This is a genomic window from Legionella sp., assembly GCF_965140895.1.
Taxonomy (GTDB): domain Bacteria; phylum Pseudomonadota; class Gammaproteobacteria; order Legionellales; family Legionellaceae; genus Legionella.
This window is the reverse complement of the sequence record NZ_CBCSKT010000095.1, coordinates 63,149-86,428: the sequence shown is the minus strand read 5'-3', so window position 1 is coordinate 86,428 and position 23,280 is coordinate 63,149. Positions and strand designations below refer to the sequence as shown.

The following is a 23,280-nucleotide window of genomic DNA, read 5'->3' as shown; positions in this document are numbered from 1 at the left end:
TATATTATGGAAAACTTATGTTAGCCTTAAGCGAATAATTAAAATATTGATCTATGTGGGCACCGGATGTACAATAAGGGCCTTTAAAACTCAAAGGTGTATAAAATGAGACATAAACATGGATTCTTTCAAGGAGATAAACCGAACAAACGCGTATTAACCTTCAACGAATACATGGATGAGACTTTGATAATCGCTAAAAGAAAAAACGCGAACACTGAAGGACAACGTTATACTAGCGCCCAATTCGAAATAGCGCTTGTTTGTTTTTGCGATTATGAGGCATTAAAAAACGAGATGGATGAAGATATACAAGTAGTATTTCCTCAATTATACATTGATTATCGCGCAGGATTTGATTGGCTTGATTTGTCAGTGTCTAATAACGATGAAGACGCTATTAAATATTTTCAACAACGTCTACAAGAAGCAGATTTTGCTAGAAATTACTTGGAATATAAGTGCACCTCTCGCACTGATTGTGCTTTACAAAAGCACGAGACTGATAATTTTAAAGCCGCAGAAACAATGGTAAGATTAGACAATGTAACTTCTTCGCTTATCTCTATTTGAGGAATTGATGATGGAGCTGTCTATCCATGACAAGCTTCATCGTGTTTGTGCGACAGCTGTAATAATCCCTGTATCAAGTGCGACATCCTGTCGCTATTCCAGCTGCGCCAAACACAATTATTATAACGAATTAGCCTGAAATAATATTCATGAATAATACTTGTTGCGATGTAAGAAATTTCTTAATTTGCTTGCAGGTAATAGCTCAAATCAAAAGCTTTAACGATACCCTGTCAACTTGTTCCACCCACGGTTAAAGCATCGATTTTCAGCGTAGGTTGTCCTACCCCAACAGGTACAGACTGGCCATCTTTACCGCAAACCCCGATGCCACGATCCAAAGATAAATCATTACCAATCATACTGACTTTTTTCATGACATCTGGGCCGTTACCAATTAAGGTGGCACCTTTAACAGGAGCAGTAATCTTACCGTCTTCGATCAGATAAGCTTCACTAGCTGAGAAAACAAATTGTCCCGAAGTAATATCAACCTGCCCACCACCAAAGTTCACTGCATACAAACCTCGTTTGACTGAACGAATAATTTCTTCTGGGTCATGTTGACCAGCCAACATGTATGTATTTGTCATTCTTGGCATAGGTACATGAGCATAAGATTCACGCCGGCAGTTACCTGTAGATTGCATGCCCATTAGCTTGGCATTTAGTTTATCTTGCATGTAATTTACCAATACCCCATCCTCAATCAAGGTGGTGCATTGAGAAGGAGTCCCTTCATCGTCCATAGTCAAAGAACCACGTCGGTCTTTTAAGGTACCATCATCAACTACAGTAACGCCTGGAGCTGCGACTTGCTGGCCGATACGGCCTGAAAATGCAGATAACCCTTTACGGTTGAAATCACCTTCCAAACCATGCCCCACGGCCTCATGCAATAGCACACCAGGCCAACCTGGTCCTAAAACAACAGGCATAGTTCCTGCTGGCGTAGGCTTAGCCTCAAGATTAACTAACGCTTCTCGCACCGCTTCACGTGCATAACTTAAGGCATTGTCTTTTTCAGTGAAATAAGAATAGGCAACACGACCGCCCCCACCAGAGCGCGCTGATTCACGGTGGCCGTTTTTATCCTCAACGATAACACTTACGTTCACACTGACTAGAGGACGAACATCAGCAACCATCTTGCCATGCATGTCTGCGACCATAACCACTTCATAACAGCCACTTAAGGAGGCATTAACCTGAACTACTCGTGGATCAATACTCCGTGCTTCTTTATCAATTGCTTCAAGTAAAGCGATTTTCTCTTGCTTACTCATTCCTTCAATGGGATTCAAGCCATGATAACGTGATTCAGCAACCGCATTGATATGAACTGGCTGTAAAACCTTGGCCCCAGCTAGAGCAATAGAACGAGCAGCATCGGCGGCACGCAACATTGAAGGTAAAAGAATATCATCACAATATGCAAAGCCTGTTTTATCGCCACTTACTGCCCGAATGCCTACGCCCTTATCCAAAGAAAAACTACCGCTTTTTACTACAGAATCTTCTAAATACCACGATTCGTAGCTGCAACTTTGAAAATATAAATCGGCATCATCAATATGATGACTCATCATTGACTTAAACAGTTTTTCAATACCGCTTTCATCCAAAGAGGCTGGAGCCAGTAGAATTTCTTTTGCTGTAGTTAATGCTTCTGTCATTTAAGTACCCTTTAAATTTAATACGTGATGATCCACGGTTGGAAAGGTTTTTCGCAAATGATGCAGACCATGCAAATCAATCTCTGCGGTGACTATTCCAACACCCTCTTCTTGCTCAGCCAATACCCTTCCCCAAGGATCGATGATCATACTGTGACCATAAGTAGAGCGCCCATTTTCATGTTGCCCTCCTTGATTTGCAGCCAATACGTAACAAAGATTCTCAATCGCTCTTGCCCGCAATAACACTTCCCAATGAGCCTGGCCCGTTATTGCGGTAAATGCTGAGGGAACGGTGAACAGCTGCGCACTCAGGATCGCTAATTCTCGATACAGTTCCGGAAAACGTAAATCATAACAAACCGTTAATGCAACCTTGCCTATAGGGGTATCCACAACGACAAGATCATCTCCTCGTTCTATAGTGGCAGACTCTTGATAACTCTCTTGTTCGGAGACATTTACATCAAATAAATGAATTTTATCATAACGTGTAACACAAAGTCCTTGATTATCATAGACTAAACTACTTGCCCTGACCTTTGAGCTGCTCACATTGATGGGGATTGTTCCCGCAATAACCCACAATCCTAAGCGTTTTGCCAGCTGGCTTATTTTCTCTTGTATCGGCCCTTGACCATAAGCCTCGCCAATCTGCAACTTGTCTACGTCTTTATGCCCCATAAAGGCCAGATTTTCAGGTAATAATACTAATTCTGCTTCTTGTTCACGTGCTTGTATCATCAAAGTTTCAACTTGTTGCAAATTTTCCATTACATTTGCTGAAGAAACCATTTGGGCTACCGCAACTCGAGCCATTATACGCCTCATGTACTGCATTAAGAGTTTTTTATCATACTATAGACTAGTATAGAACCTCAAAGAGTTTGGAATTCTAAAAATTCAAATATTTCTTGACAAAACCACCCTATACTACTTGAAATATAGGAAACTTATCCCCAGATATGCTAGAATAAATATAAACGAAAGAGGAGTTCTAAACATGAACCGAAATGATGTTACCCTGATTAGCCAACGTAGGGAATCGGCACTGTCCAGCAATAAGGTACTGCGCAATACCTACCTGCTGCTTAGTTTAACGTTCTTATTTAGTGCGTTTACTGCCTATATGTCTATGGCAAGTGGTGCGCGCCCAGTAAACGTCCTAGTAATGATTGTGGGGGTTTATGGTTTAATGTTTTTAACCCATGCCTTACAAAATAGTGTTTGGGGTCTGGTTAGTGTTTTTGCCTTTACTGGCTTCCTGGGTTATACCCTAGGCCCAATATTGAACTTTTACATGCATAATTTCAGCAATGGACCTCAGTTGGTTGCTACTGCGCTCGGTGGCACTGGTATGATATTCTTTGCACTTTCAGGTTATGCATTAACCACGAAAAAAGATTTCAGCTTCTTAGGCGGATTCCTATTTGTTGGTATGATGGTGGCTTTATTAGCAATGATCGCTGGAATATTTATTCAGATCCCTGCGTTACAACTTACTATTTCAGCTGTATTTGTCCTTATTTCTTCTGGACTAATTCTATTCCAAACCAGTGCCATAATTCATGATGGTGAGACAAATTATATTGCTGCAACAGTAGGTCTTTTTGTATCTATATACAATTTGTTCGTGAGCCTGCTCAACATATTAAGCGCATTTTCAGGCCGCGACTAAAATCAGTCTTCTCTACTTGGTCCCGGCACTTACCGGGATTTTTTTTACCTTAAATTTGTTAGATGGTTTAGAGTGCAACATGTTAATCGGCAAGCGTCCTCTATGCTGCATGTAATATCGTCATTGCGAAGAACATAGTGACGAAGCAACACAGGAGTTCGAAACACCGAACCATGGGTTGCTTCACTTTGTTCACAACGATGACATAAAATTAAAAATCACCCCCTCAATTACATTGAGAGATCAGACAATTCTATTTCGTTAATTGCTAATAAATTTCCATCCAAATCAATGATGTCATCATCCGCAGTGCCTACCACTGGAATAACCGCGGCAGCAAGCATACGAATCGAACCATTAGCACGTAAATCCTTTAATTGGTCTTTAGGTGGATAGCAATGATTGCTAGTATGCGCGTCAATTAACTGAATTTTGATCGCATGCCCGGCATGGACCACGACTAAAGTCCCACGCAAATCATCAAAGGTAAATTGTACCGCCATCAGTTTTAATATGGCTTTTATTTGAGATATACCTTGAACTAAATCCTCATTTCCCATAAGAAAATCAAGGTCATTGGGATTCGGCTTAGTCGAGTCCTGTAATTGTTTCGCAGCACTACCGGTTAAGATAAATTGATGCTGCGGAAACTCAATAGCCAACAATTTAAATAATTGCTCTAAGAAGGGCAGATATACGGTTGAAGGAAAACCGCTTATCGCTGCTCCCCACTCGCCTTGGCTCTAAACAATGCAGGCAAATCCTGAACTGTTTTCTTGATTTCAGGATCGAAGCCAAACAATTCACGCGATTTTTGATAATAAACACCTAAAGGAACAGGATGTTCTGGGAAGGATAAGCCAGCAAGGCGGGTCGCTGCGGTTAAACTGCTGGAATCATGGGTATACAAACCCTCTTCCGTTGCTGACACCTTCTCAAAAGAATTCGCGTTGACATGCAAAGCCTTATCTTTCTGCGCCCCATAAACCAAAGGCTGCCCTTCTTCCAAAAGAATCGTATTTTCTGCACGATTACTTTTCACTGCAAATTCATCAAAAGCACCATTATTAAAAATATTGCAATCTTGGTAAATTTCTACAAAAGAACAACCTTGATGCTCTTGCGCTTTTTTCAGGATAGAGCCTAAATGATTTGGGTCTTTATCTACCGCACGTGCTACAAAACTCGCCCCAGCAGCTAAAGCCAAAGTTAATGGATTAACAGGTTCAGAACTAACCCCTTTAGGTGAAGTTTTGGTAACCTGACCTTTGACCGAAGTAGGTGAAAACTGGCCTTTGGTTAAGCCATAAACCTGATTATTAAATAACAAAATATTCACGTTTACATTACGACGTAGCGTATGGATCAAGTGGTTTCCACCGATACTAAGCGCATCACCATCGCCAGTAATTACCCACACGCAAAGATCATCACGCATGGATTTTAACCCAGTAGCTACTGCAGTCGCACGACCATGGATGGTATGGAAACCATAGGTATTCATGTAATATGGCAAACGTCCCGCGCAGCCAATTCCAGAAACAAACACATGTTTCTCTGGCGCCAATCCCAATTCGGGCAACATCTTTTGCAAGGCCATCAAAATGGCATAATCACCGCAGCCAGGACACCAGCGAACCTCATTTGCATTAGTAAAATCTTCGCGCTTATAAACATTATTCATAATTAGCTTCCGCTTTAATGGTGTTCACTAAATTACTGACACTAAAAGGCTGGCCATTACATTGGCTAATCGGACACGCATCCACCAGGTAGGTTGCACGAAGGATCTGACATAATTGCCCAGAATTTAATTCGGCGACTAAAACCTTATCATATGCTTTTAGCACGGAGCCTAAATCAGCAGGCAAGGGATTTAAGTGACGCAGATGCACATAAGCAATCTCTAAACCTTGTTCATGACACTCCATAACCGCCGATTTGAGCGCACCATAAGTACTACCCCAACCTACCAATAAAATAGAGGCGGAAGCACTTCCCTCAATAGCTAAAGGCGCATATTCACGTGAAGCCCCTTCAATTTTTTGCTGACGTAAGTTGACCATTTTCTGATGATTATCCGCATCGTAGCTTACACGCCCTTCTTCGCCTTGTTTTTCCAATCCCCCTAATTGATGGATAAATCCTGGAGTACCTGGAGTATTCCAGCTTCGGCTTAAAAATTCATCACGGGTAAACGGCTTAGGAAAACGATTAAATTCAATTGCAGGCAATTTTAAGGACTCAACATCAGGTATTTCCCAAGGTTCTGCCGCATTAGCCAGATAGGCATCGATCAACACAATGACTGGAGTCATATATTTGACCGCCAGATAGAACGCATCCAATATGGTATTAAAACAATCTGCGGCGGATTGAGCCGCAATAACCACTAAAGGAGCTTCACCATGACGGCCATATAAGGCTTGTCTTAAATCACTTTGGCTTGTTTTCGTCGGCAATCCTGTAGATGCCCCTGCACGTTGCACATCAATCAAGACCAAAGGCAATTCCGCAACCACCGCCAATCCCAGGCTTTCACTCTTTAAATCTAATCCTGGCCCAGAAGTACAGGTTAAAGCCAATCTCCCACCATAAGCAGCACCAATACAGGAGCAGATTGCAGCGATTTCATCTTCAGCCTGTAATAACTGTACCCCATAGTCAGCTAAACGAGCACATTCATGCAAAATAGCCGATGAAGGAGTAATTGGATAACCAGAAACTAACATGGGAACACGAGTATGCGTTGCCAAGGTAGCAAGCGCTAAGCCAATGGCTTCAACCCCGGTAATTTGTCGATATTCGCCAGCATGTCGGTCCACGTCGCCAAGCATGTAATCACGACGAGCTAACTCCAATGTCATTGCATAATTATACCCGGCGAGTAAGGCTAATTTGTTTGCCTCAGCAATGATTGGATTTGCTTTAAACTTTTTAGCAATGAACTCTTCGCAAGCTTTAGTAGTTAAATCAAATAGCCATAACACCAAGCCTAAAACATAAAAATTCTTAGTCTTTGTTGCTTGTGGCTTAGTCAGCTCAAGAAAAGCTACTGCTTGTAAGGTTTGGGTAATTAAGGGGAACGAAATAATATGATAATGTTCCGCCTGATTATCCAGGAAGCTTTTCTCCAAGCCAGCTTTTTGCCAATCCCTATCCTGATAACTGTCCTCATTTATCAGCAATAAACCGCCTTGATTTAAATGCTGCAAGGAATTTTTCAGTGCGGCAGGATTTAAAGCTACCAGAACGTCTAATGACTCCCCAGCCGTGAAAATAGTACGCTCCGCCATAGCTAGCTGGAAACCTGACACACCCCCTACAGTACCTGCCGGAGCCCTGATTTCTGCGGGAAAATCAGGTAACGTACGAACGTCACGGCCTGTAAGTGCTGCACTAATCGTTAATTGCTCACCTACCAGCTGTACCCCATCACCAGAATCCCCGGTAATCCGAATAACAATCACGTCACTCATTGACATAAAGTCTCGCTTCTAGCATTAGTTGACGCATGTGTCTTACTGCTTCTTTCATTCCACAGAATAAAGCGCGGGCAATAATGGCATGGCCAATGTTAAGTTCATGTAACTCTTTGATTGCAGCAATCGCTTGTACATTATGATAATTTAATCCATGACCCGCATTAACAATTAAATTTAGGCTGGCTGCATATTCAGCTGCGCGTTTAATACGTTCTAACTCGTGTTGTTGCTCAACATGAGTTGCATCGGCATAGCAACCAGTATGCAATTCAATAACAGGAGCACCCACATCTGCAGCAGCTTTGATTTGGTCCAGATCAGGATCAATAAACAAAGAAACTTCACTGCCCATAGCGTGCAGACGTCGCACTGCACGCTCAACTGTTTGTTGGTGTGTTAAAATATCCAACCCACCTTCAGTTGTTATTTCTTCGCGCTTTTCTGGTACTAAACAGGTATGCTCTGGAGAAATTTCTTCTGCAAATTCAAGCATAGCATCAGTCACTGCTAATTCAAGATTCATGCGAGTTTGTAATACTTCTTTGATCAAACGCACATCGCGTGCTTGAATGTGGCGTAAGTCTTCACGCATGTGTAAGGTAATTCCATCAGCCCCAGCGTCTTCAGCATCCATGGCAGCTTGTACAGGATCCGGATAACGGGTACCACGTGCTTGTCGTACTGTAGCGACGTGATCAATATTTACGCCTAATAAAATCAACTTACTCATTTTGCACCACACAAGGTAAAAAGAAGAGTATAATGTTCCTGCCTACCTAAACTCAAGCCGAGCTTTGCATTAGCCTAGTAAACTTGTTACCATGGTGCTCATTTTTCGTCAAAAATGGAATGATTATGAGACTTAACAAGGCACTTTTTTTGAGTATTATGTTCAGTAGCAATACCTTTGCCACTACTCCTGTTGCGCAAACAGCCCTTAAATATCCAGCAACAAAGGAAACACATACTTTAGTGCAAGCACGTCTGAAATCACTACAGCACTCAAACCCGCTTAGTACACAAGACAGTTTAGCTGCAACAAAACAATTGGGTATGAATAATGTCCCTGTTTTAAATCAAGGCAATAACCACTTTGACTCAGAATACGCCAGCACAGCAGCCATTGATGCCCTGTTGGGTCAAGGTGATTATATAAGCCAACTTTGCTTCATCAAATTAAGTAATTATATGAATCCTGCGGATAAAGGCTTGGGTTTTACATTATATAACTCATTAAGCCGACTTGAAAATTATGGATACATCAGGAAGGTACACCAGAAAAGTGCTGGCTGCGAAGACGCTGACACCCCTTTTATAAACTATGAAAGTTACAATCGACTTAGTCACAATACTGTTAAAGAATCGATCATGTGGTTTCCGCTCTTACACTTGCGTAAATCACTAGGTGAACGAGTCAATACCGAAAAGACACTCATAGAGGTCAAAACAGCCATTAACCAGGAACAACGCGTTACCATGGCCTTTTTAGCATTCGCCAAAAACGGAAACACATTAGGAACTATGGGTTCTTATCATGAGAAGAATGATACTTGGATTCTTAATACCCAAATGAAACGGGATCTCTATAAATTCGTTACCATGTATTACCACAGTGTAGTAATCACTGGATATGATAATGACGCAATTTCCGTAGATGATACGGGAGAAAAACATAAGGGTCTACTGACATTACGTGGCTCCTGGGGTAGTGAAGCAGGAGATCAAGGCGATTTTTATATGTCCTACGATTATTTCCGTGTCCTAGTAATCGAAGCGCAACAAATAGTTCGCGCTTACATTGATTAATAGATTCAGTAGATAAAGGAGTTACTCCATGCAGTTAAATAAAATTCTTATGTTAAGTATCGCATTATTTGGTAATGCATTTGCTACTGAAATAGAGCCGGCAGGTACTATGGATTATGCATTGAAACCCGCCGGAAAAGCTCAGTTTGCTATGCCTAAAATGCTTAAACTGTTGCAGTTTAAATTATCAAGCAATGCTATAGAAGCAATGCAACAGAAAGTTCAGGTAACCCATCAAAAAAGCTTTATCCCCTCAATTATGCCAGCGCAAAAGCAATTAGGAATGAATGGCGTCCCAGTTCTTGATCAAGGCTACTTTGGAACTTGTGTCACCTTTGCTAATACCGCTGCAATTGATGCAATCCTAGGAAAAGGCGATTACATAAGCCAACTATGTTTACTCCAGTTGGGAAATTATAAGTATTATTATCCAGGTAGTGGTTGGGCCGGCTCGTTAAATCGCAGCATTTTAAGCAGACTTGAAGACCATGGTTTTGTCTCTAAAGAAACCCAACGTGCAGTAGGCTGTGGCGGTCTTAATGAATATCCCGGGAATAATGACCCCATGCCAACCTCAGCGATTAGTTTTGATAGCTACCATAAAATCAGCGAGGGCTTACTCGATAATAAGATCTATTCAGTACCAATTCTTGATGCTTATAAAGTAATGCTCACCAAAGAGGTTGATACCCAAGAATTGATCAGTGAGATTAAGCAAGCAATTAATAGCGAGCAACGCGTCACCATGGCCAGCTTCTTGCCTGCGATCGATTTAGGTCTTGCAGGTGCAGTGGGTAAACATCATGTGACTAATGATACCTGGGTATTATCGACAACCATTGAGCGTGAACTCTACCAATCCCTCTTAATAGCTGGCCATGCGATGGTCATTACCGGCTATGACGATAATGCGACAGCAGTTGATGATTTAGGCCGTGTGCATACAGGTTTATTCACCTTACGTAATTCCTGGGGAGAACAGGTTGGGGACAAGGGTGATTTTTATATGTCCTATGATTATTTTAAAGTCTTGGGCTTGGAAGCAAATCAGATCGCTTATGATGAGTTCAGTAGCGATGAAAATGCTGAGGATGAAGTGAAATAACTTGGAGTAATTTATCTCTCCCATCACCGTTGCCAAGGTAGCCCGTATTATGCTGCTCGAATACGGGCTACCTTGGCAACGCAATATTAAATAACATACAAGCCACGAGCCTTAATCTCCCTTCCCCCAAGCAAATGACTAACCGCCTTACGCATAATCACTTTTGCTGAGTACAAACAACCTGGCTCCGCCAAATTATCTTGAGCTAAAGCAAAGATGTGAGTACCTGGTATCCCCCGATCGCTAGGTACAAAGCCCTCTCCTGCAATAAACTGATAATGCCTATCCTCTCGAATCAGCTCTTCAGATCTAGCCTCATACGTTAATGAAAAAGAATAGCCGCAAGACGTCAACAAAGCCCATTCAAAACGCCTCAGTAACACTTCCAGAACCAAACGATCCTTAGCCAAAGTCAAACCATTTAACGTAAATAAATAGGCATCAAATAATGCGGGATCGGGAGCCTGGGGGCTTAGAACATAATAGAGAATTTCATTCACATACAATGCTGAAAAAAGAGCATGGCCTTCAAGGGTTAAAGACGGGGAAATGCTTTCGACCGTTTTCATGTACAAACGTTCGTAACGCTCATCAACGGTCAACCATAAAGGAGTAAAGGCTTGTAACAAAGCCTGTTTCTTGGGGGTGCGCCCTCCTTTGCAAAGACAATGAACCAGCCCCAAATCACGAGTAAAAAAAGTCACTCTGGCACTGGTATCTCCGGTCCATTGTTTATGTACGACCCATGCTTCGATTGTTCTAGTCATAGCCCAATTGTTTTAACATGCGCTCGTCATCAGCCCAGCCAGATTTAACCTTACACCAGCATTGTAAGAACACTTTTTTACCCAATAATCGTTCCATATCAATACGAGCCTCGGTTGCCATTTCTTTTAATTTCTGGCCTCTATCACCGATAATCATCCGTTTATGATTGTCTTTCTCAACCAAAATTAATGCATGAATACGAACTAAATTTCCTTCATCTTTAAACGATTCAATATCTACAGTAACCGCATAAGGTAATTCTTGCCCGCAAAAACGAAAGATTTTTTCGCGTAATAATTCAGAACATAGAAACTTTGTGGGGCGATCAGTCAATTGATCATCCGGGAATAAATGAGGGCCTTCTGGCAAATAAGTCTGCAACTTATCCTGCAATTCGGTAACTTGCACTCCGGTTCGTGCAGAAACAGGAATGATCGCCGCGAAATCATGACGCTGGCTCATTTCTTCCATCCAGGGCAATAATTGTGTTTTATCGTCTATTTTATCCACTTTATTAACGACTAAAATACAAGGTATATTGGCTTGTTTAACCAACTTCAATACATACTCATCTTCCTCTTGCCAATGCGTGCCATCAACCAAAAATGCAATCACATCAACATCACGTAACACGCTAATCGCCGTCTTATTCATCAAACGGTTCATTGCTTTTTTATTTCCCTGCTGATGAATACCTGGGGTATCAACATAAACGAATTGATAATCCCCTTCAGTACGAATACCTAAAATACTGTGTCGTGTTGTCTGCGGTTTTTTAGAGGTAATACTTACCTTTTGCTCTAAAATACGATTAAGCAACGTGGATTTTCCCACATTCGGTCTGCCAACTAAGGCGATGTAACCACAATAACTAGTCATTAATTTATTCCTGTATACTTTTAAGACATTTTATCAGTGCCCCCAGCAAATAGCCAGACATCATTATCTCCTACTTGCTATTTCAGATAAAAACCAAGTATGCTGAACGATATCTGCACAATGAACAAAGTCTATGGCCGATTATCTCACAACTGAAGGACACACTCAGGTTATCGTTCCGCTCATGATAACCCCCTTTAGTCATCAAGCACTTCCAACAGTCGCCGGAAATTTATTTAGCGATGAAGCGGGAGCAGTGCTCATAGGCCATTATAAGATGGAGTATCTCCTTCCCAAGAATGATCAGATACGCCTTATCGCAAATCACGATCAAAAAACAGTGCAACTTATGTTGTTTACGCATCAAGCAGAGCTCATTAACCTGCTTCCGGGAAAACGTCATTCTTCATTAATTGCGGATCTAATAAATAAGGTTCACAGCTATTGCATCCGTTCGAAAAGTTATACCCACCCTCTTTCCTTGCCACAAGAACAAAAACTACAAATCGCCAATGACTGCATTCATGCTCTAAAACCTTTATTAAAAGAGGAACGCTGCTTAAACGGTGATGATTACGAACAGCAAGAATCATTAAGACGGAAAGCCATTAGCATTATTAGGCTGCACCGCGATAATAATCGCATGCTGGCGAATAATCCCCTGATTTCTGAAGGCTCATTAGGTGACTCTCTATTTGATGCCTATAAAATCGCACAGAATTACTCGTTTAATCGTATGCACTCGGTTTCACGCCAAGATCAAATGGATTTTAGTAAAGTCAAAAAAGCCAATACTGACACCCCATGTTTCATCTGGGACAGCGAAGTACACATTGGGCACAACAAACGGGATTTAGATGATACCTTAAGAATTATTTGCCACTATTATGGAATTCCCCAAGCCCCCAGCTTAAATGATGTACCAGCAAACCGGTTTGAAAAAATTCATTCATTTTTTTATAAAATGTGGCATGACGGCCATGATTGGATCAAGCATCTAGCATCAGAAAACAAACCCGAACATAAAATTGAAGAGGAACAACCGCGACAAGGTATTTCTCTAATACAAATCACCCCCTACTACAAACTTCAGGGACTGGATCAAAAAGCTTATCCCAGTATCAATCTGCTTGTTGCTGATTTAATACAAAGTCCTTATGAACCGATTCAAGCTGATAATGTAAAACAAGGAAAAAAAATACTGGCTAACCTGGGCCATGCACATTGCGTAATTATTGCCAAAGAACAACGAATTCTAATCCGACAAGAAAATAAAATAACGGAATTACGCTATTTCCATCATGGAGAGCATTTCTACCCATTACCTACAGGCCAAGACCTTTATACTTTGGCTCAGATTTGCAAACGTCATCTCTATCTTCCTGAGCGAGCAAGTTTGCAATTTAAAACCTTCATAACACAAATTCCCCATTTCTTTTCTAATTTTTATAAACGCATGCATCGATTTATTATTCATGATTTAAAAGAAGAATTTGTAAATCATATTCATGCCTCACATCAACAGAAAACCTCACAAGAACGCATTGTTCAATCCAAACTACGAAGTCCTAAAAAAAACTCATTGGCTCGCGTCTTGAGAAACAAAGGCCTGCTAACTAATGGCCAAACTTTAGAAGAGTTTATTAAGGAACAGATCCGTAATAATCCCTATGTGATTGTCCTAACAAATCATCCTCCCCAACCCCCAGCTTATGATAATCCGCTGCATCGTGTGCTTAATATTGTTCGCCACATAGGAACTATTTTTATTGATGCCAGTGAACGTAATCCATTAATTGGCTCATTAGCGATGGCTGCATATACGTTCGGTGGCGGCGCAATTCTTGCACCGAAGCAATTAGAAGACATTTTAATAAAATTGCACTTAAGCGGTTTGATTAGCGCCATAGAACCAACCCAAAAACTAGCGCATCTGCTCAATCACAGCACCTACTCACAGGCAATATCTATATCCGCCTTATATTGGCAAGGCACGGTTGTGGGCGGGAGTATGGATAAGTTTTTTATTGAAGCATTCCAAGTTCTTAAAGAAGATCCTGCACAAATAGCCATTATTGCCGCATTAGCACTGAGTTTAGGTTATGGTTTAACTAAAGCAATCCCTGCTCTAGGAAAAGAAATGGGGGATTTTCCCTATAGCAACTACGCTACCTTAGGAGGTAAAAGTGGTGCCGCAATATATGATACCATCATGCATCCTGGGGATGATTGGTTTTTAGGCACCTGTAAGTGGATTTGCAAAAACGTCCTCACACTTGGCAAACTGTTTGTTGCTCCGTTTATCGAAGGATTTTATTACGGATTTCACGATGGATTCATTCATGGATGGAAAAAGAATGTTCCCTTGTTCCAAAAACTTAGCAAGCAATTATTTGCAGCTATTTCGGATCTGAGCTTATCACTATTTACCTTAGTATTAATTGGACTGGGATCTCTATTTATCCATGTGCCATTTTGCGGGATAACCAATCTGCTTACTAAAATTTTAGGTATCCTCGGACACATTGAACCTATAGGCAAGCTACTTCTGGCTTTTGCTGACAGAGTCCCAAGACCTAACCTTCTTGCTAGTTTTAGCTTTTCACCACTTTATGGTTTTAGCTCCCCCTTCGGGCATTTTTCAGAGAACCTTGTCATTAATATAGGCATTAATGCCGTACATGGTCTATTTTTACCGACCTTACAGCTTCTTAAAAACCTGTTAATCCTACCTCTAATCGATATATGCTCATTGAGTATACGCCTCGGCATTACACTTATGAATCCTGTGACTCGAGTGTTAGCCCATTCTCTGGTAATAGTGCTTTGTACTTTTGGAGCAGTATGGGATCCTTCTGTAGGGAGGGTATTTGCAAGCAGCGCCGATGGATTAACTGTCTTGTTTAATGGGATAGACAATCAAATAAGTACAGGAAAACAATACTTGCTCTCGTATATAGAAATCCAACGCCGACAACTATACCACTGGGCCTTTGAAGAGCCTAACAGTACCTTAAATACCTCGCTAACCGATGAGCGCTATTTTCTAGACAAGCCCAACCGCTATGAGCAGGTACCCCACCGCCAAGACAGTCATCATTGCCTGTTAAAAGCCCTGCTGGAACAACCAGAAAGCCTGCCTCAACCGCCCTGCATCGAGCCTGCTCATTACGATTTTTTTTCTTCAATACCCCCCATTGATCAGTCTTTAGAGGAAAGAGCAAGCCCATCCAGGAATTGTTTGTAGGTCGTAATAAGTGGAGCTGATGTCACCTCACCCGTATTACGACTTCGTCTAATGCGGGCTACCTGTTTTATTTCCTTAAAAAAGCAATTAATCCTATAAAAAATAGTTAAATCATAGTAAAAATATTTAATGTCCATGACAGATGCCAAAAAACTGGTGTTTTATTAAGCAATGTTGTGTATAATTAACAGAAATGGGGCAATTAGGAACATATATATGAGTAAACACCAATCTATCACCGATCGCGATTATCCCCTGGCAAACAATCCCGAGGCAGACCACTGGTTAGACGAGGCAATTAAGTCTCAACCTCTATATTTTGCCAAGCCGTCTGATAAAGATCTGGAACCAAACTCCCCAATTAATTTAAGTCGTTTTGGCCTTCATAATGCAACTCAAGTAAAAGCATTCTTAGCATCATCCGCTGGAGAAACCCTAAAAACTGAAATCAAGGCTCAAGCAGCACTTGATGAGGTCATTGAAGAACAACAAATATTTGAACTCCGTGAACAAGAAAACCTAAACCAACGTATCAAAGCACATCTATTACTTTGGTTCATTGAAAAAAAAGGGCATGCAGCAAGCCACCTTAGAGAACTCATTGAAGAACAAAATACGAAAGCCATTAATCAAAATAAGCCTGATGCGAAAGGAACTGCGCCAAAAGAATCATCCAAAGCGCCTCCTGAATTACTACGAAACACTTTAAATAGCTATAACTCAGCAATTAAAGAATGTGAAGAGCAACATAAATTAGTATCTACAGAAGAATCTAAATTAACTGACGAGTTCGAAAACTTACATAAACAAAAAGCGCGTCTTGATAACAAACATGAATTGTTCATAAACCAAATGGCTGCCTTTCATGAGCAGATCGAAAATTATGAACAATTATCCAATGAAGAGCTTGATGCTCAAATGGGCGAGATGGAAGCAGAACTTCATAGTTTAACTGACGTTATTTTTAAAACATTAGAAAACGACGAACCAGGAAGTGAAGAAAAAGCACGTGAGCTATTGGATCAACAGGTTGCGTTAAACCTTGATATAGCCCAACTGAAAGACATACGCGCCAAACGTGATAAGCAAAAATCTTTTTATGATGCAAACGGCGTAAACGTCCCATCTGCCAAAGAAGCAGCATTTATTGTAAGCAACGATAAAAAAGTGGTTAACAAAAATGGACAGATGTATCTTGTAAAGAAAGAAGCCAAGATTGAGGACATGACTAAAGAGCAACTGGCCCAAGCTTCTTCTGATTTCCAAAAATCAGAGCATGAGATATCAACGGTTCGTAAAGCAGTAACCAAAACCCTTAAGATGGAAAGAGAATTCCATAATCTGGAGCAACGCATCGTTGAGGTCAGTGTAAAAACTCGAGAAAAACGTGATGAAAAAATGAATCTTGAGAATAAAATTGCACTTTTACAGTCCGTAAAAGCTTCATTTATGCAGCAAAATCCGGGATTAGAACAAGATACTGCGCCTAAGCCTAGTCCTACTCTTTCTGGTAAGGCTCAACCCGTATCTATGCCGGCACCAGCTCCACAATCAGTAATTAAGATTACCCATACCTTAATACCGTTCTTGAGTTTGAGACCCCGTTCACCTATCGAAATATCTGAAGAGGTCGATAAAAATAAAAGCCTCAACAAGAAAGAAAAAGGGGAAGCAAAGGATTATTTTAGCCGATTAATAAAGCTCTTAAGCCTGGGTAAAATCCCTTCTGTTGCCCCATTACCTGAGACAACCATGCAATCATTGCTACAGCATATGTCGCGATTTGGAGCAGTCCAAGCCAAGCCAGGAGTAAGTACCGAAAAAGGTCCTTTGGATTTGCAACAGGATGTGAAAATGTCACCTCCTTTAGATGGCCCATATGCAAAAGTTGGCCCAAAACCACCAACGCCAAAGAGCGCACAGGAAGAGCCAGAAATGAAACCATTTAATCCATCACCTTTTAAAAAAGGTTATTAATCAATCTAACCTGGTTGCGTGCAACCAGGTTTTCATTTGACATACCCTGTGTAAACACAGAACATAGCCTATATTAGCGCAGGGTAAAACAGGAACAAAACAACCTATTCCTCATACTCAATACGGCAAATATTAAGGAATATCCTAGGCCTTACAGCCCAACCGACTCCGTTTATTATAAAAGTCTGGCTCATCCATCAACAGGTAGAATTAGTTATGATTTTAGATACGTTATTGAGCAATCAATCCATAATCATCTCTCTGGATGTTGATAATTTTTTATTTGAGCGCTTAGAACAAATTGTTCATGCAGGTTTTTCACTAATTGAGATTAATTCCACCGATACCCAACTCTTGCAACAAGCAATAGCCCAATTCCCATCAATTAAAATTGGTGCGAGAGGAGTGACAGAGGTGCAGCAATTAGAATATTGCTACCATGCTGGAGCACATTTTGCCAGCAGCCCTGGATTTTTATGATAAGATATGTATTCAAACACTTGAAATCTCCTTAGTGATAGATAAACAAAACGTTTAACTTAGTATTTAAAATTGGCTTGGTTTAGCATTACAATTATCCTCAGAATGCTCGTTGGGTAACACAATGGATTCACGAAACCCCTTCATTGCATCTCGAAAATTGGTTATTTGTGTTTTTTTAAATCGAACTCGATATTGTTCAGTGATTTTATGATTGATGCCCCACCACTGAATTTACTACTTACCAAGAGTTCGAGAAATCCTTTTCTTGAATGATCAATTAACGCAATAGCATTTGTAATATCATTCCTCTGAATAAGATAACTTATCTGTCCACATTCCTTGCTTCGTATGTTTTTAATATATAAAGAGAACCTTTCGGAAAGGTGATCTTCGCATGAAAAATAGAAATGCACTGTAACTAATAAGAATGAAGCATATGAGGATAAAAACAATTTAGAAAGGGATGGTGAAACTACTAAGGAAAGCGATGTACGCAACTCGCTCTCTTAGATATAGGTTGGTGCTCAGCACCAACCTATATACCTTAATTATTTTCGATTTATAAGCACATCTAATACAAAAAATGCAGCGCCAACACAAATCGCACTGTCAGCAATATTAAAGGTTGCAAAATGGTGATGTTGATAATACACATCGATAAAGTCAATCACATAACCATAAAAGGCACGGTCAATTAAATTACCAACAGCACCACCTAAAATAAGGCTAATTCCGGCGCATAAAAGACGATCTTTACTGGAGGCACGGATTAGCCAAACAATAAGAACCACACTCATAATTAAGCTAAAACCAGCAAAAAACCAACGGTGCCAGCCCCCTGCTCCATTTAAAAAGCTAAAGGCAGCACCAGTGTTGTATGCCAGAGTGAAATTGAGCATAGGAAAAATGGGCACTGGTTTATAAGCAGTTAAAGAAGCTCCAGCCCAGTATTTACTTGCCTGGTCACAAACTATAACTAAAATACTTAGCGCAAACCAATGCCATTTTTTCATATAAATTGCCTCATTTCATCTTGGCCACTAATATTGCCAACACAGCGTAAACACAGTTCGGGATGATTTGCATCGTGCCCTACATCAGGTCGACGATGCCAGCAACGAGCACATTTCTCATGAGCGCTTGGCGCTACTAAAATAGAAACACCATATTCAGTGGTCGCTAATCCAGCAGGAGCAGCGCTCATAGGCTGTACTGTTGCTCCTGAAGTAATAAGTAAGAAGCGTAACTCTTCACCTAAACGAGTTAATTTAGGTAAGGTAGCTTCTTCAGCGTATAAAGAAACCTCAGCAGCTAAAGCAGAACCAATCTCTCCTTTTTGTCGTGTTTCTTCTAAGGCCTTATTTACTTCATCACGAATCACATGCAACTCTTCCCACTCTGCCATGTCCACACCTTCAACTGCAGGCCAGGCATCATACCAAAGCTCAGTGAAAATCGTCTCATTGCTATAGCCAGGAATAAACTTGACAATCTCTTCTGCGGTAAATGACAGTATGGGAGCTAACCATAAAGTAAATGCTCTGATGATGTGATACATCGCCGTTTGGCAAGAACGTCGTGCTTTGCTTTGTTTTGCACAGGTATATTGACGGTCTTTAATTAAATCCAAATAGAAACTACCCATGTCCACAGCACAGAAATTATGAACCTTCTGATAAATCACGTGGAATTGATAACTTTCATAAGCAGCAATAATTTCTTCTTGTAAAAGCTGGCAACGCTTAATAGCCCACTTATCTAATTCCAACAGCTCCTTAGCATCAACCGTATCTACCTTAGGATCAAAATCAAATAAGTTCGCTAATAAAAAGCGCGCTGTATTACGAATTCTACGGTAAGCATCGGCATTACGTTTAATAATTTCATCCGAAATACTTACTTCATGACGGTAATCGGTAGAAGCTACCCATAAACGTAGAATATCCGCTCCATGCTGATTAACCATCTGATCTAAAGCAACATAATTTCCTTTAGACTTAGATAGTTTTCTACCTTCAGCATCTACAGTATAACCATGAGTTAATACGGTTTTATACGGAGCCACACCATACATCGCCACAGAAGTGGTTAATGAGGAGTTGAACCAACCACGATGCTGATCAGAACCTTCAAAATAAATATCAGCAGGGAAAGCCAATTCTTTATTTTGCTGTAACACACAATAATGCGTTACGCCTGAATCCAACCAAACGTCCATCGTGTCATTAATTTTATCGTAAAATGGTGCATCATCGCCTAGCAACTCTGTTTTATCCATTTCAAACCAGGCATCAATTCCTGCTTGCTCAATACGCACCGCAACCTGCTCAATGAACTCCAGAGTTTTTGGATGCAGTTCACGAGTAGTACTGTGTACAAATAGTGGCATGGGCGTACCCCAAGCCCTTTGTCTTGATATACACCAGTCAGGTCTGTTTTCAACCATATTGCCAATACGCGCTTTACCCCAATCAGGAACCCAGTTAACCGTATCAATTTCTTTTACAATTGCCGGTCTTAACTGATTTTTATCCATGGAGATAAACCATTGTGGCGTTGCCAAAAAGATCATCGGGGATTTATGGCGCCAGCAGTGTGGATAGCTGTGTCGAATGGTTCCGTTCGCTAATAAAACTCCATTCTCAGCCAATACGTCAACAACATGCTCATTGACCTTTAATACATGCTGCCCCGCAAATAAACCTACATCTTCAGCAAAACATCCATTAGCCTTAACTGGATTAATCAAAGGTAAATTATAGGCTTTACCAATTAAATAGTCGTCAGGACCATGAGCTGGTGCAGTATGTACTGCTCCAGTACCGGAATCAGTCGTTACGTGATCACCTAAAACAACAGGAACAACACGACTATAAAAAGGATGCTGTAATTTTAAATGTTCAAACACCTTACCTTGTACTGAACTTTTAATGGTGTATCCAGAGATTCCGTAACGCTCCATTGCTGATTCAACAAGATCAGTAGCCAGCACTAAATAAAAACTTCCAGCATCAACTAGAGAGTACTCAATTTCAGGATGCAAACATACGGCTTCGTTCGCAGGCAAGGTCCAAGGAGTTGTTGTCCAAATAGGGACACTCACCTTTTTAACATCTGCTTTGATATTAAAGTGACTGATAAACTCTTCAGGATTAACCGCAGTAAAAGCCACATCAATAGAAATAGAGGTTTTTTCTTCGTAATCCACCTCTGCTTCTGCTAGAGCTGAACCACAATCGATACACCAATGCACAGGTTTAAACCCTTGTTGCAAGTGCCCGTTTTTAATCATTAAACCTAAAGCACGGACAATATTGGCTTCATAGCGAAAATCCATTGTGACATAAGGATTATACCAATCACCTAATACGCCCAAGCGCTCAAATTCTTCACGTTGAATATCAATTTGGCTACCCGCATATTCACGGCATTTTGCACGAAACTCGCGAGCAGAAACCTTATCACCAGCACGACCTATTTTTTTCTCAACGTTCAGTTCAATCGGCAAACCATGGCAGTCCCAACCTGGAACAAAAGGCGCATCATAGCCACTAAACGACTTAGACTTGATAATAATGTCTTTAAGAATCTTATTTAAAGCATGACCACAGTGTAAATGCCCATTAGCATAAGGAGGACCGTCATGCAGAATAAATTTTTTACTGCCCGCACGCGCTTTACGAATTTGTTCGTAAATTTTCTTTTCCTGCCATTGGGCCAAAGCTTCTGGCTCTCGTGTTGCCAAGCTTGCCTTCATTGGAAATGAAGTATTAGGAAGGTTTAATGTATCTTTATATTCTGCCATAACTGACCACCACTTTACGAAATCGTTAGGTTATTGACGAATGTTTTCGCCACCTCAATATCATCACGTATTTGCTCGATCAAAGCATCCACCGAAGTGAATTTAACCTCATCACGTAGCTTGTGCAAGAAAAAAACCTGCACTAATTCTCCATAGATTGATTGTTCAAAATCAAATAAATGAACCTCCAAAACACACTTGGTGCCATCTACTGTAGGTCGCCTTCCGATATTAGCAACCCCGTATGCTATTTCCTGAGTTGCAAGACGAGCTTTTACTGCATAAACCCCTTGCAAAGGAACAGACAAACGTCGAAGGCCGATATTTGCAGTAGGAATCCCCCACTGACGCCCACGTTGTGCACCATGGACTACTCGTCCACAAATACTGTAGATTCTACCTAAGTATTTAGCTGCAGTTTCCAAATCTCCTGCATCTAATGCGGTTCTGATTTTTGTAGAGCTAATTCGATCTTCATTAATACAAAAATCAGAATAAACGTCTACATCACAGGCATACTCTGAACTTAGTTGCTGCAATAAGTTCACATCCCCTTCTCTGTTTTTTCCAAAACGAAAATCTTCGCCTACAAGAAGATGTTTTATGTTTAATGTAGAAAATAAATAATTACGTGCAAATTCAGTTGCCGTAGTTTGTGCAAACGCATCATCAAACTTAATACAATAAACATAGTCAACCTGACAACGACGCAATACATCCAGCTTCTCTCTTAAACCAGAAAGTCTTGCTGGAGCTTGTTCCTTTTGAAAATATTCTCGTGGTTGTGGTTCAAATAAAATTAAAACTAAAGGAAGATTCAAGGCATTTGCCTTAGCTCTTAAGGTTTTAATTAAATGTTGATGTCCTAAATGAACCCCATCAAAATTGCCAAGGGTTGCAACCACGCCCTTATCAAAAACAGAAAAATGGTGAACACCACGCAACAATCTCATTGAATCATTCAATCGGTAAACTAAAACGTCATAGTATACTTCTTTTCTTGCTTATTGAGAAATGATAAGGAAAAGAAACAATAGTTAGACAATTACTATTTCCTGTTTCTAACTTAAAGGTTTCTATAAACTTAGTTGAGACTTGGCAGATTTGAACTCAAATTAGACGACAAAGTCGCTGAGAGAAGGCCTCATACATCCGAATGTGGGCATCAGCGGCTTTGTCGTCCAAGGTAAATAGCAACTATTTTTTACTTGATTTCAGCTACTTGAGAACGCACAATTAAGACATCACATTGCGCATTATGTAAAATAGAGTTAGCAGTAGAACCCAGTAATAAAGAAAGGCCATGCTTTCCATGACTACCAGTAACAATTAAATCAATATTACGTTCTTTAGCCACTCTTAGTATTTCATTCTTTGTTGAACCAAATTCGATAAAGCGATGTTGATCATCAACCCCTAATTGATCGCCCAATTCATTCAGTTCTTTTTCTGCTTGTTCACGAATAGACAATTCCACTTCAGCAAAGCCCGCAAAACCAGGGTAAGCGTAGGCAGGAATAGGTTCAACAACATGAACTAAAATCAAATCAGCCCCATTTTCATCAGCAATTTTTTTTGCCTTATGGGCAGCCAATACGCCAACCGCATCAAAGTCAGTCGCAAACAATACCCTCTTATACATCATTTTCTCCTTAAAATACTGATGTCTATCTTAAAGACTAGCAGATTTCTTATGAAATTGTAGCTTTAAATTAACAAAACAAGATCGCAAAATTGGAATATCTCATAAAGCTTGGCTAGCCTTAATTTATGCTCTTGAATTAAATAACGATAAGAA

At 40.5% G+C, this 23,280-nt stretch carries 18 protein-coding genes and 1 pseudogene; 7 read left to right on the top strand and 12 right to left on the bottom strand.

The window, feature by feature from the left end; all coding sequences use genetic code 11:
- Positions 1-105 precede the first annotated feature (105 nt).
- On the top strand, positions 106-573 hold the full coding sequence (locus ACQY7T_RS10705; protein ID WP_428413258.1) for a hypothetical protein: 468 nt from the start codon (positions 106-108) through the stop codon (positions 571-573).
- 233 nt (positions 574-806) lie between these two features.
- On the opposite strand, the gene tldD is transcribed toward ACQY7T_RS10705, so the two are convergent.
- Together tldD and ACQY7T_RS10695 are read right to left on the bottom strand one after the other, a co-directional pair.
- Positions 807-2,249, bottom strand: a complete 1,443-nt coding sequence (tldD, locus tag ACQY7T_RS10700; protein WP_428413256.1) for a metalloprotease TldD — start codon at positions 2,247-2,249, stop codon at positions 807-809.
- Positions 2,250-3,068: a carbon-nitrogen hydrolase family protein gene (locus ACQY7T_RS10695; RefSeq protein WP_428413254.1), complete on the bottom strand. Its 819-nt coding sequence runs from the start codon at positions 3,066-3,068 to the stop codon at positions 2,250-2,252. It abuts the gene before it with no gap.
- A 184-nt stretch (positions 3,069-3,252) separates the two neighbouring features.
- Between ACQY7T_RS10695 and ACQY7T_RS10690 the strand changes: the two genes are divergently transcribed.
- A complete protein-coding gene (locus ACQY7T_RS10690) occupies positions 3,253-3,927 on the top strand; it encodes a Bax inhibitor-1/YccA family protein (protein ID WP_428413253.1) in 675 nt (224 codons plus the stop codon).
- Positions 3,928-4,157: 230 nt separating this feature from the next.
- Here the strand turns inward: ACQY7T_RS10690 and ACQY7T_RS10685 are convergent, their stop codons facing one another.
- The 4 genes from ACQY7T_RS10685 to pdxJ are packed head-to-tail and all read right to left on the bottom strand — an operon-like array spanning position 4,158 to position 8,142.
- The gene (locus ACQY7T_RS10685; protein WP_428413251.1) at positions 4,158-4,589 is read right to left on the bottom strand and encodes a hypothetical protein; all 432 of its coding nucleotides are present in this window, start codon (positions 4,587-4,589) and stop codon (positions 4,158-4,160) included.
- Between the two features lie 53 nt (positions 4,590-4,642).
- Positions 4,643-5,611, bottom strand: a complete 969-nt coding sequence (locus tag ACQY7T_RS10680; protein WP_428413249.1) for a 2-oxoacid:ferredoxin oxidoreductase subunit beta — start codon at positions 5,609-5,611, stop codon at positions 4,643-4,645.
- Positions 5,604-7,412 carry a 2-oxoacid:acceptor oxidoreductase subunit alpha gene (locus ACQY7T_RS10675; protein WP_428413247.1) on the bottom strand — a complete coding sequence of 603 codons (1,809 nt, stop codon included), beginning with the start codon at positions 7,410-7,412 and terminating at the stop codon, positions 5,604-5,606. The genes ACQY7T_RS10680 and ACQY7T_RS10675 overlap by 8 nt, the downstream gene beginning before the upstream one ends.
- A complete protein-coding gene (gene pdxJ, locus ACQY7T_RS10670) occupies positions 7,399-8,142 on the bottom strand; it encodes a pyridoxine 5'-phosphate synthase (RefSeq protein ID WP_428413245.1) in 744 nt (247 codons plus the stop codon). The genes ACQY7T_RS10675 and pdxJ overlap by 14 nt, the downstream gene beginning before the upstream one ends.
- A 125-nt stretch (positions 8,143-8,267) precedes the next feature.
- On the opposite strand from pdxJ, the gene ACQY7T_RS10665 reads away from it, so the two are divergent.
- Both ACQY7T_RS10665 and ACQY7T_RS10660 read left to right on the top strand, forming a co-directional pair.
- Entirely contained in the window at positions 8,268-9,218 is a 951-nt protein-coding gene (locus ACQY7T_RS10665; RefSeq protein ID WP_428413243.1) for a hypothetical protein, read from the top strand.
- A gap of 28 nt (positions 9,219-9,246) precedes the next feature.
- Positions 9,247-10,323, top strand: coding sequence for a C1 family peptidase (locus ACQY7T_RS10660; protein ID WP_428413241.1), 1,077 nt, complete (start codon positions 9,247-9,249; stop codon positions 10,321-10,323).
- Between the two features lie 86 nt (positions 10,324-10,409).
- Here ACQY7T_RS10660 and recO read toward each other — a convergent pair whose 3' ends face one another.
- Both recO and era read right to left on the bottom strand, forming a co-directional pair.
- Positions 10,410-11,090, bottom strand: coding sequence for a DNA repair protein RecO (recO, locus tag ACQY7T_RS10655; protein WP_428413239.1), 681 nt, complete (start codon positions 11,088-11,090; stop codon positions 10,410-10,412).
- Entirely contained in the window at positions 11,083-11,970 is an 888-nt protein-coding gene (era, locus tag ACQY7T_RS10650; protein ID WP_428413238.1) for a GTPase Era, read from the bottom strand. The genes recO and era overlap by 8 nt, the downstream gene beginning before the upstream one ends.
- Positions 11,971-12,103: 133 nt before the next feature.
- On the opposite strand from era, the gene ACQY7T_RS10645 reads away from it, so the two are divergent.
- From ACQY7T_RS10645 to ACQY7T_RS10635, 3 genes and pseudogenes are all read left to right on the top strand, one after another.
- Entirely contained in the window at positions 12,104-15,217 is a 3,114-nt protein-coding gene (locus ACQY7T_RS10645) for a hypothetical protein (RefSeq protein ID WP_428413237.1), read from the top strand.
- A gap of 216 nt (positions 15,218-15,433) precedes the next feature.
- The gene (locus tag ACQY7T_RS10640) at positions 15,434-17,194 is read left to right on the top strand and encodes a hypothetical protein (RefSeq protein WP_428413236.1); all 1,761 of its coding nucleotides are present in this window, start codon (positions 15,434-15,436) and stop codon (positions 17,192-17,194) included.
- Positions 17,195-17,410: 216 nt separating this feature from the next.
- Positions 17,411-17,671 (top strand): annotated as a pseudogene (locus ACQY7T_RS10635) (multidrug DMT transporter permease); the annotation flags it as partial.
- Between the two features lie 554 nt (positions 17,672-18,225).
- Here ACQY7T_RS10635 and lspA read toward each other — a convergent pair.
- The 4 genes from lspA to ACQY7T_RS10615 form a co-directional block, all read right to left on the bottom strand.
- Positions 18,226-18,690: a signal peptidase II gene (gene lspA, locus ACQY7T_RS10630; protein WP_428413235.1), complete on the bottom strand. Its 465-nt coding sequence runs from the start codon at positions 18,688-18,690 to the stop codon at positions 18,226-18,228.
- Positions 18,687-21,482 (bottom strand): isoleucine--tRNA ligase, encoded by a 2,796-nt coding sequence (ileS, locus tag ACQY7T_RS10625; RefSeq protein WP_428413234.1) that lies wholly within the window; start codon positions 21,480-21,482, stop codon positions 18,687-18,689. The genes lspA and ileS overlap by 4 nt, the downstream gene beginning before the upstream one ends.
- A 14-nt stretch (positions 21,483-21,496) precedes the next feature.
- Complete coding sequence (gene ribF, locus ACQY7T_RS10620; RefSeq protein ID WP_428413233.1) at positions 21,497-22,435, bottom strand: bifunctional riboflavin kinase/FAD synthetase; 939 nt, start codon at positions 22,433-22,435, stop codon at positions 21,497-21,499.
- A 251-nt stretch (positions 22,436-22,686) separates the two neighbouring features.
- On the bottom strand, positions 22,687-23,124 hold the full coding sequence (locus tag ACQY7T_RS10615; protein ID WP_428413337.1) for a universal stress protein: 438 nt from the start codon (positions 23,122-23,124) through the stop codon (positions 22,687-22,689).
- Positions 23,125-23,280: the final 156 nt, after the last annotated feature.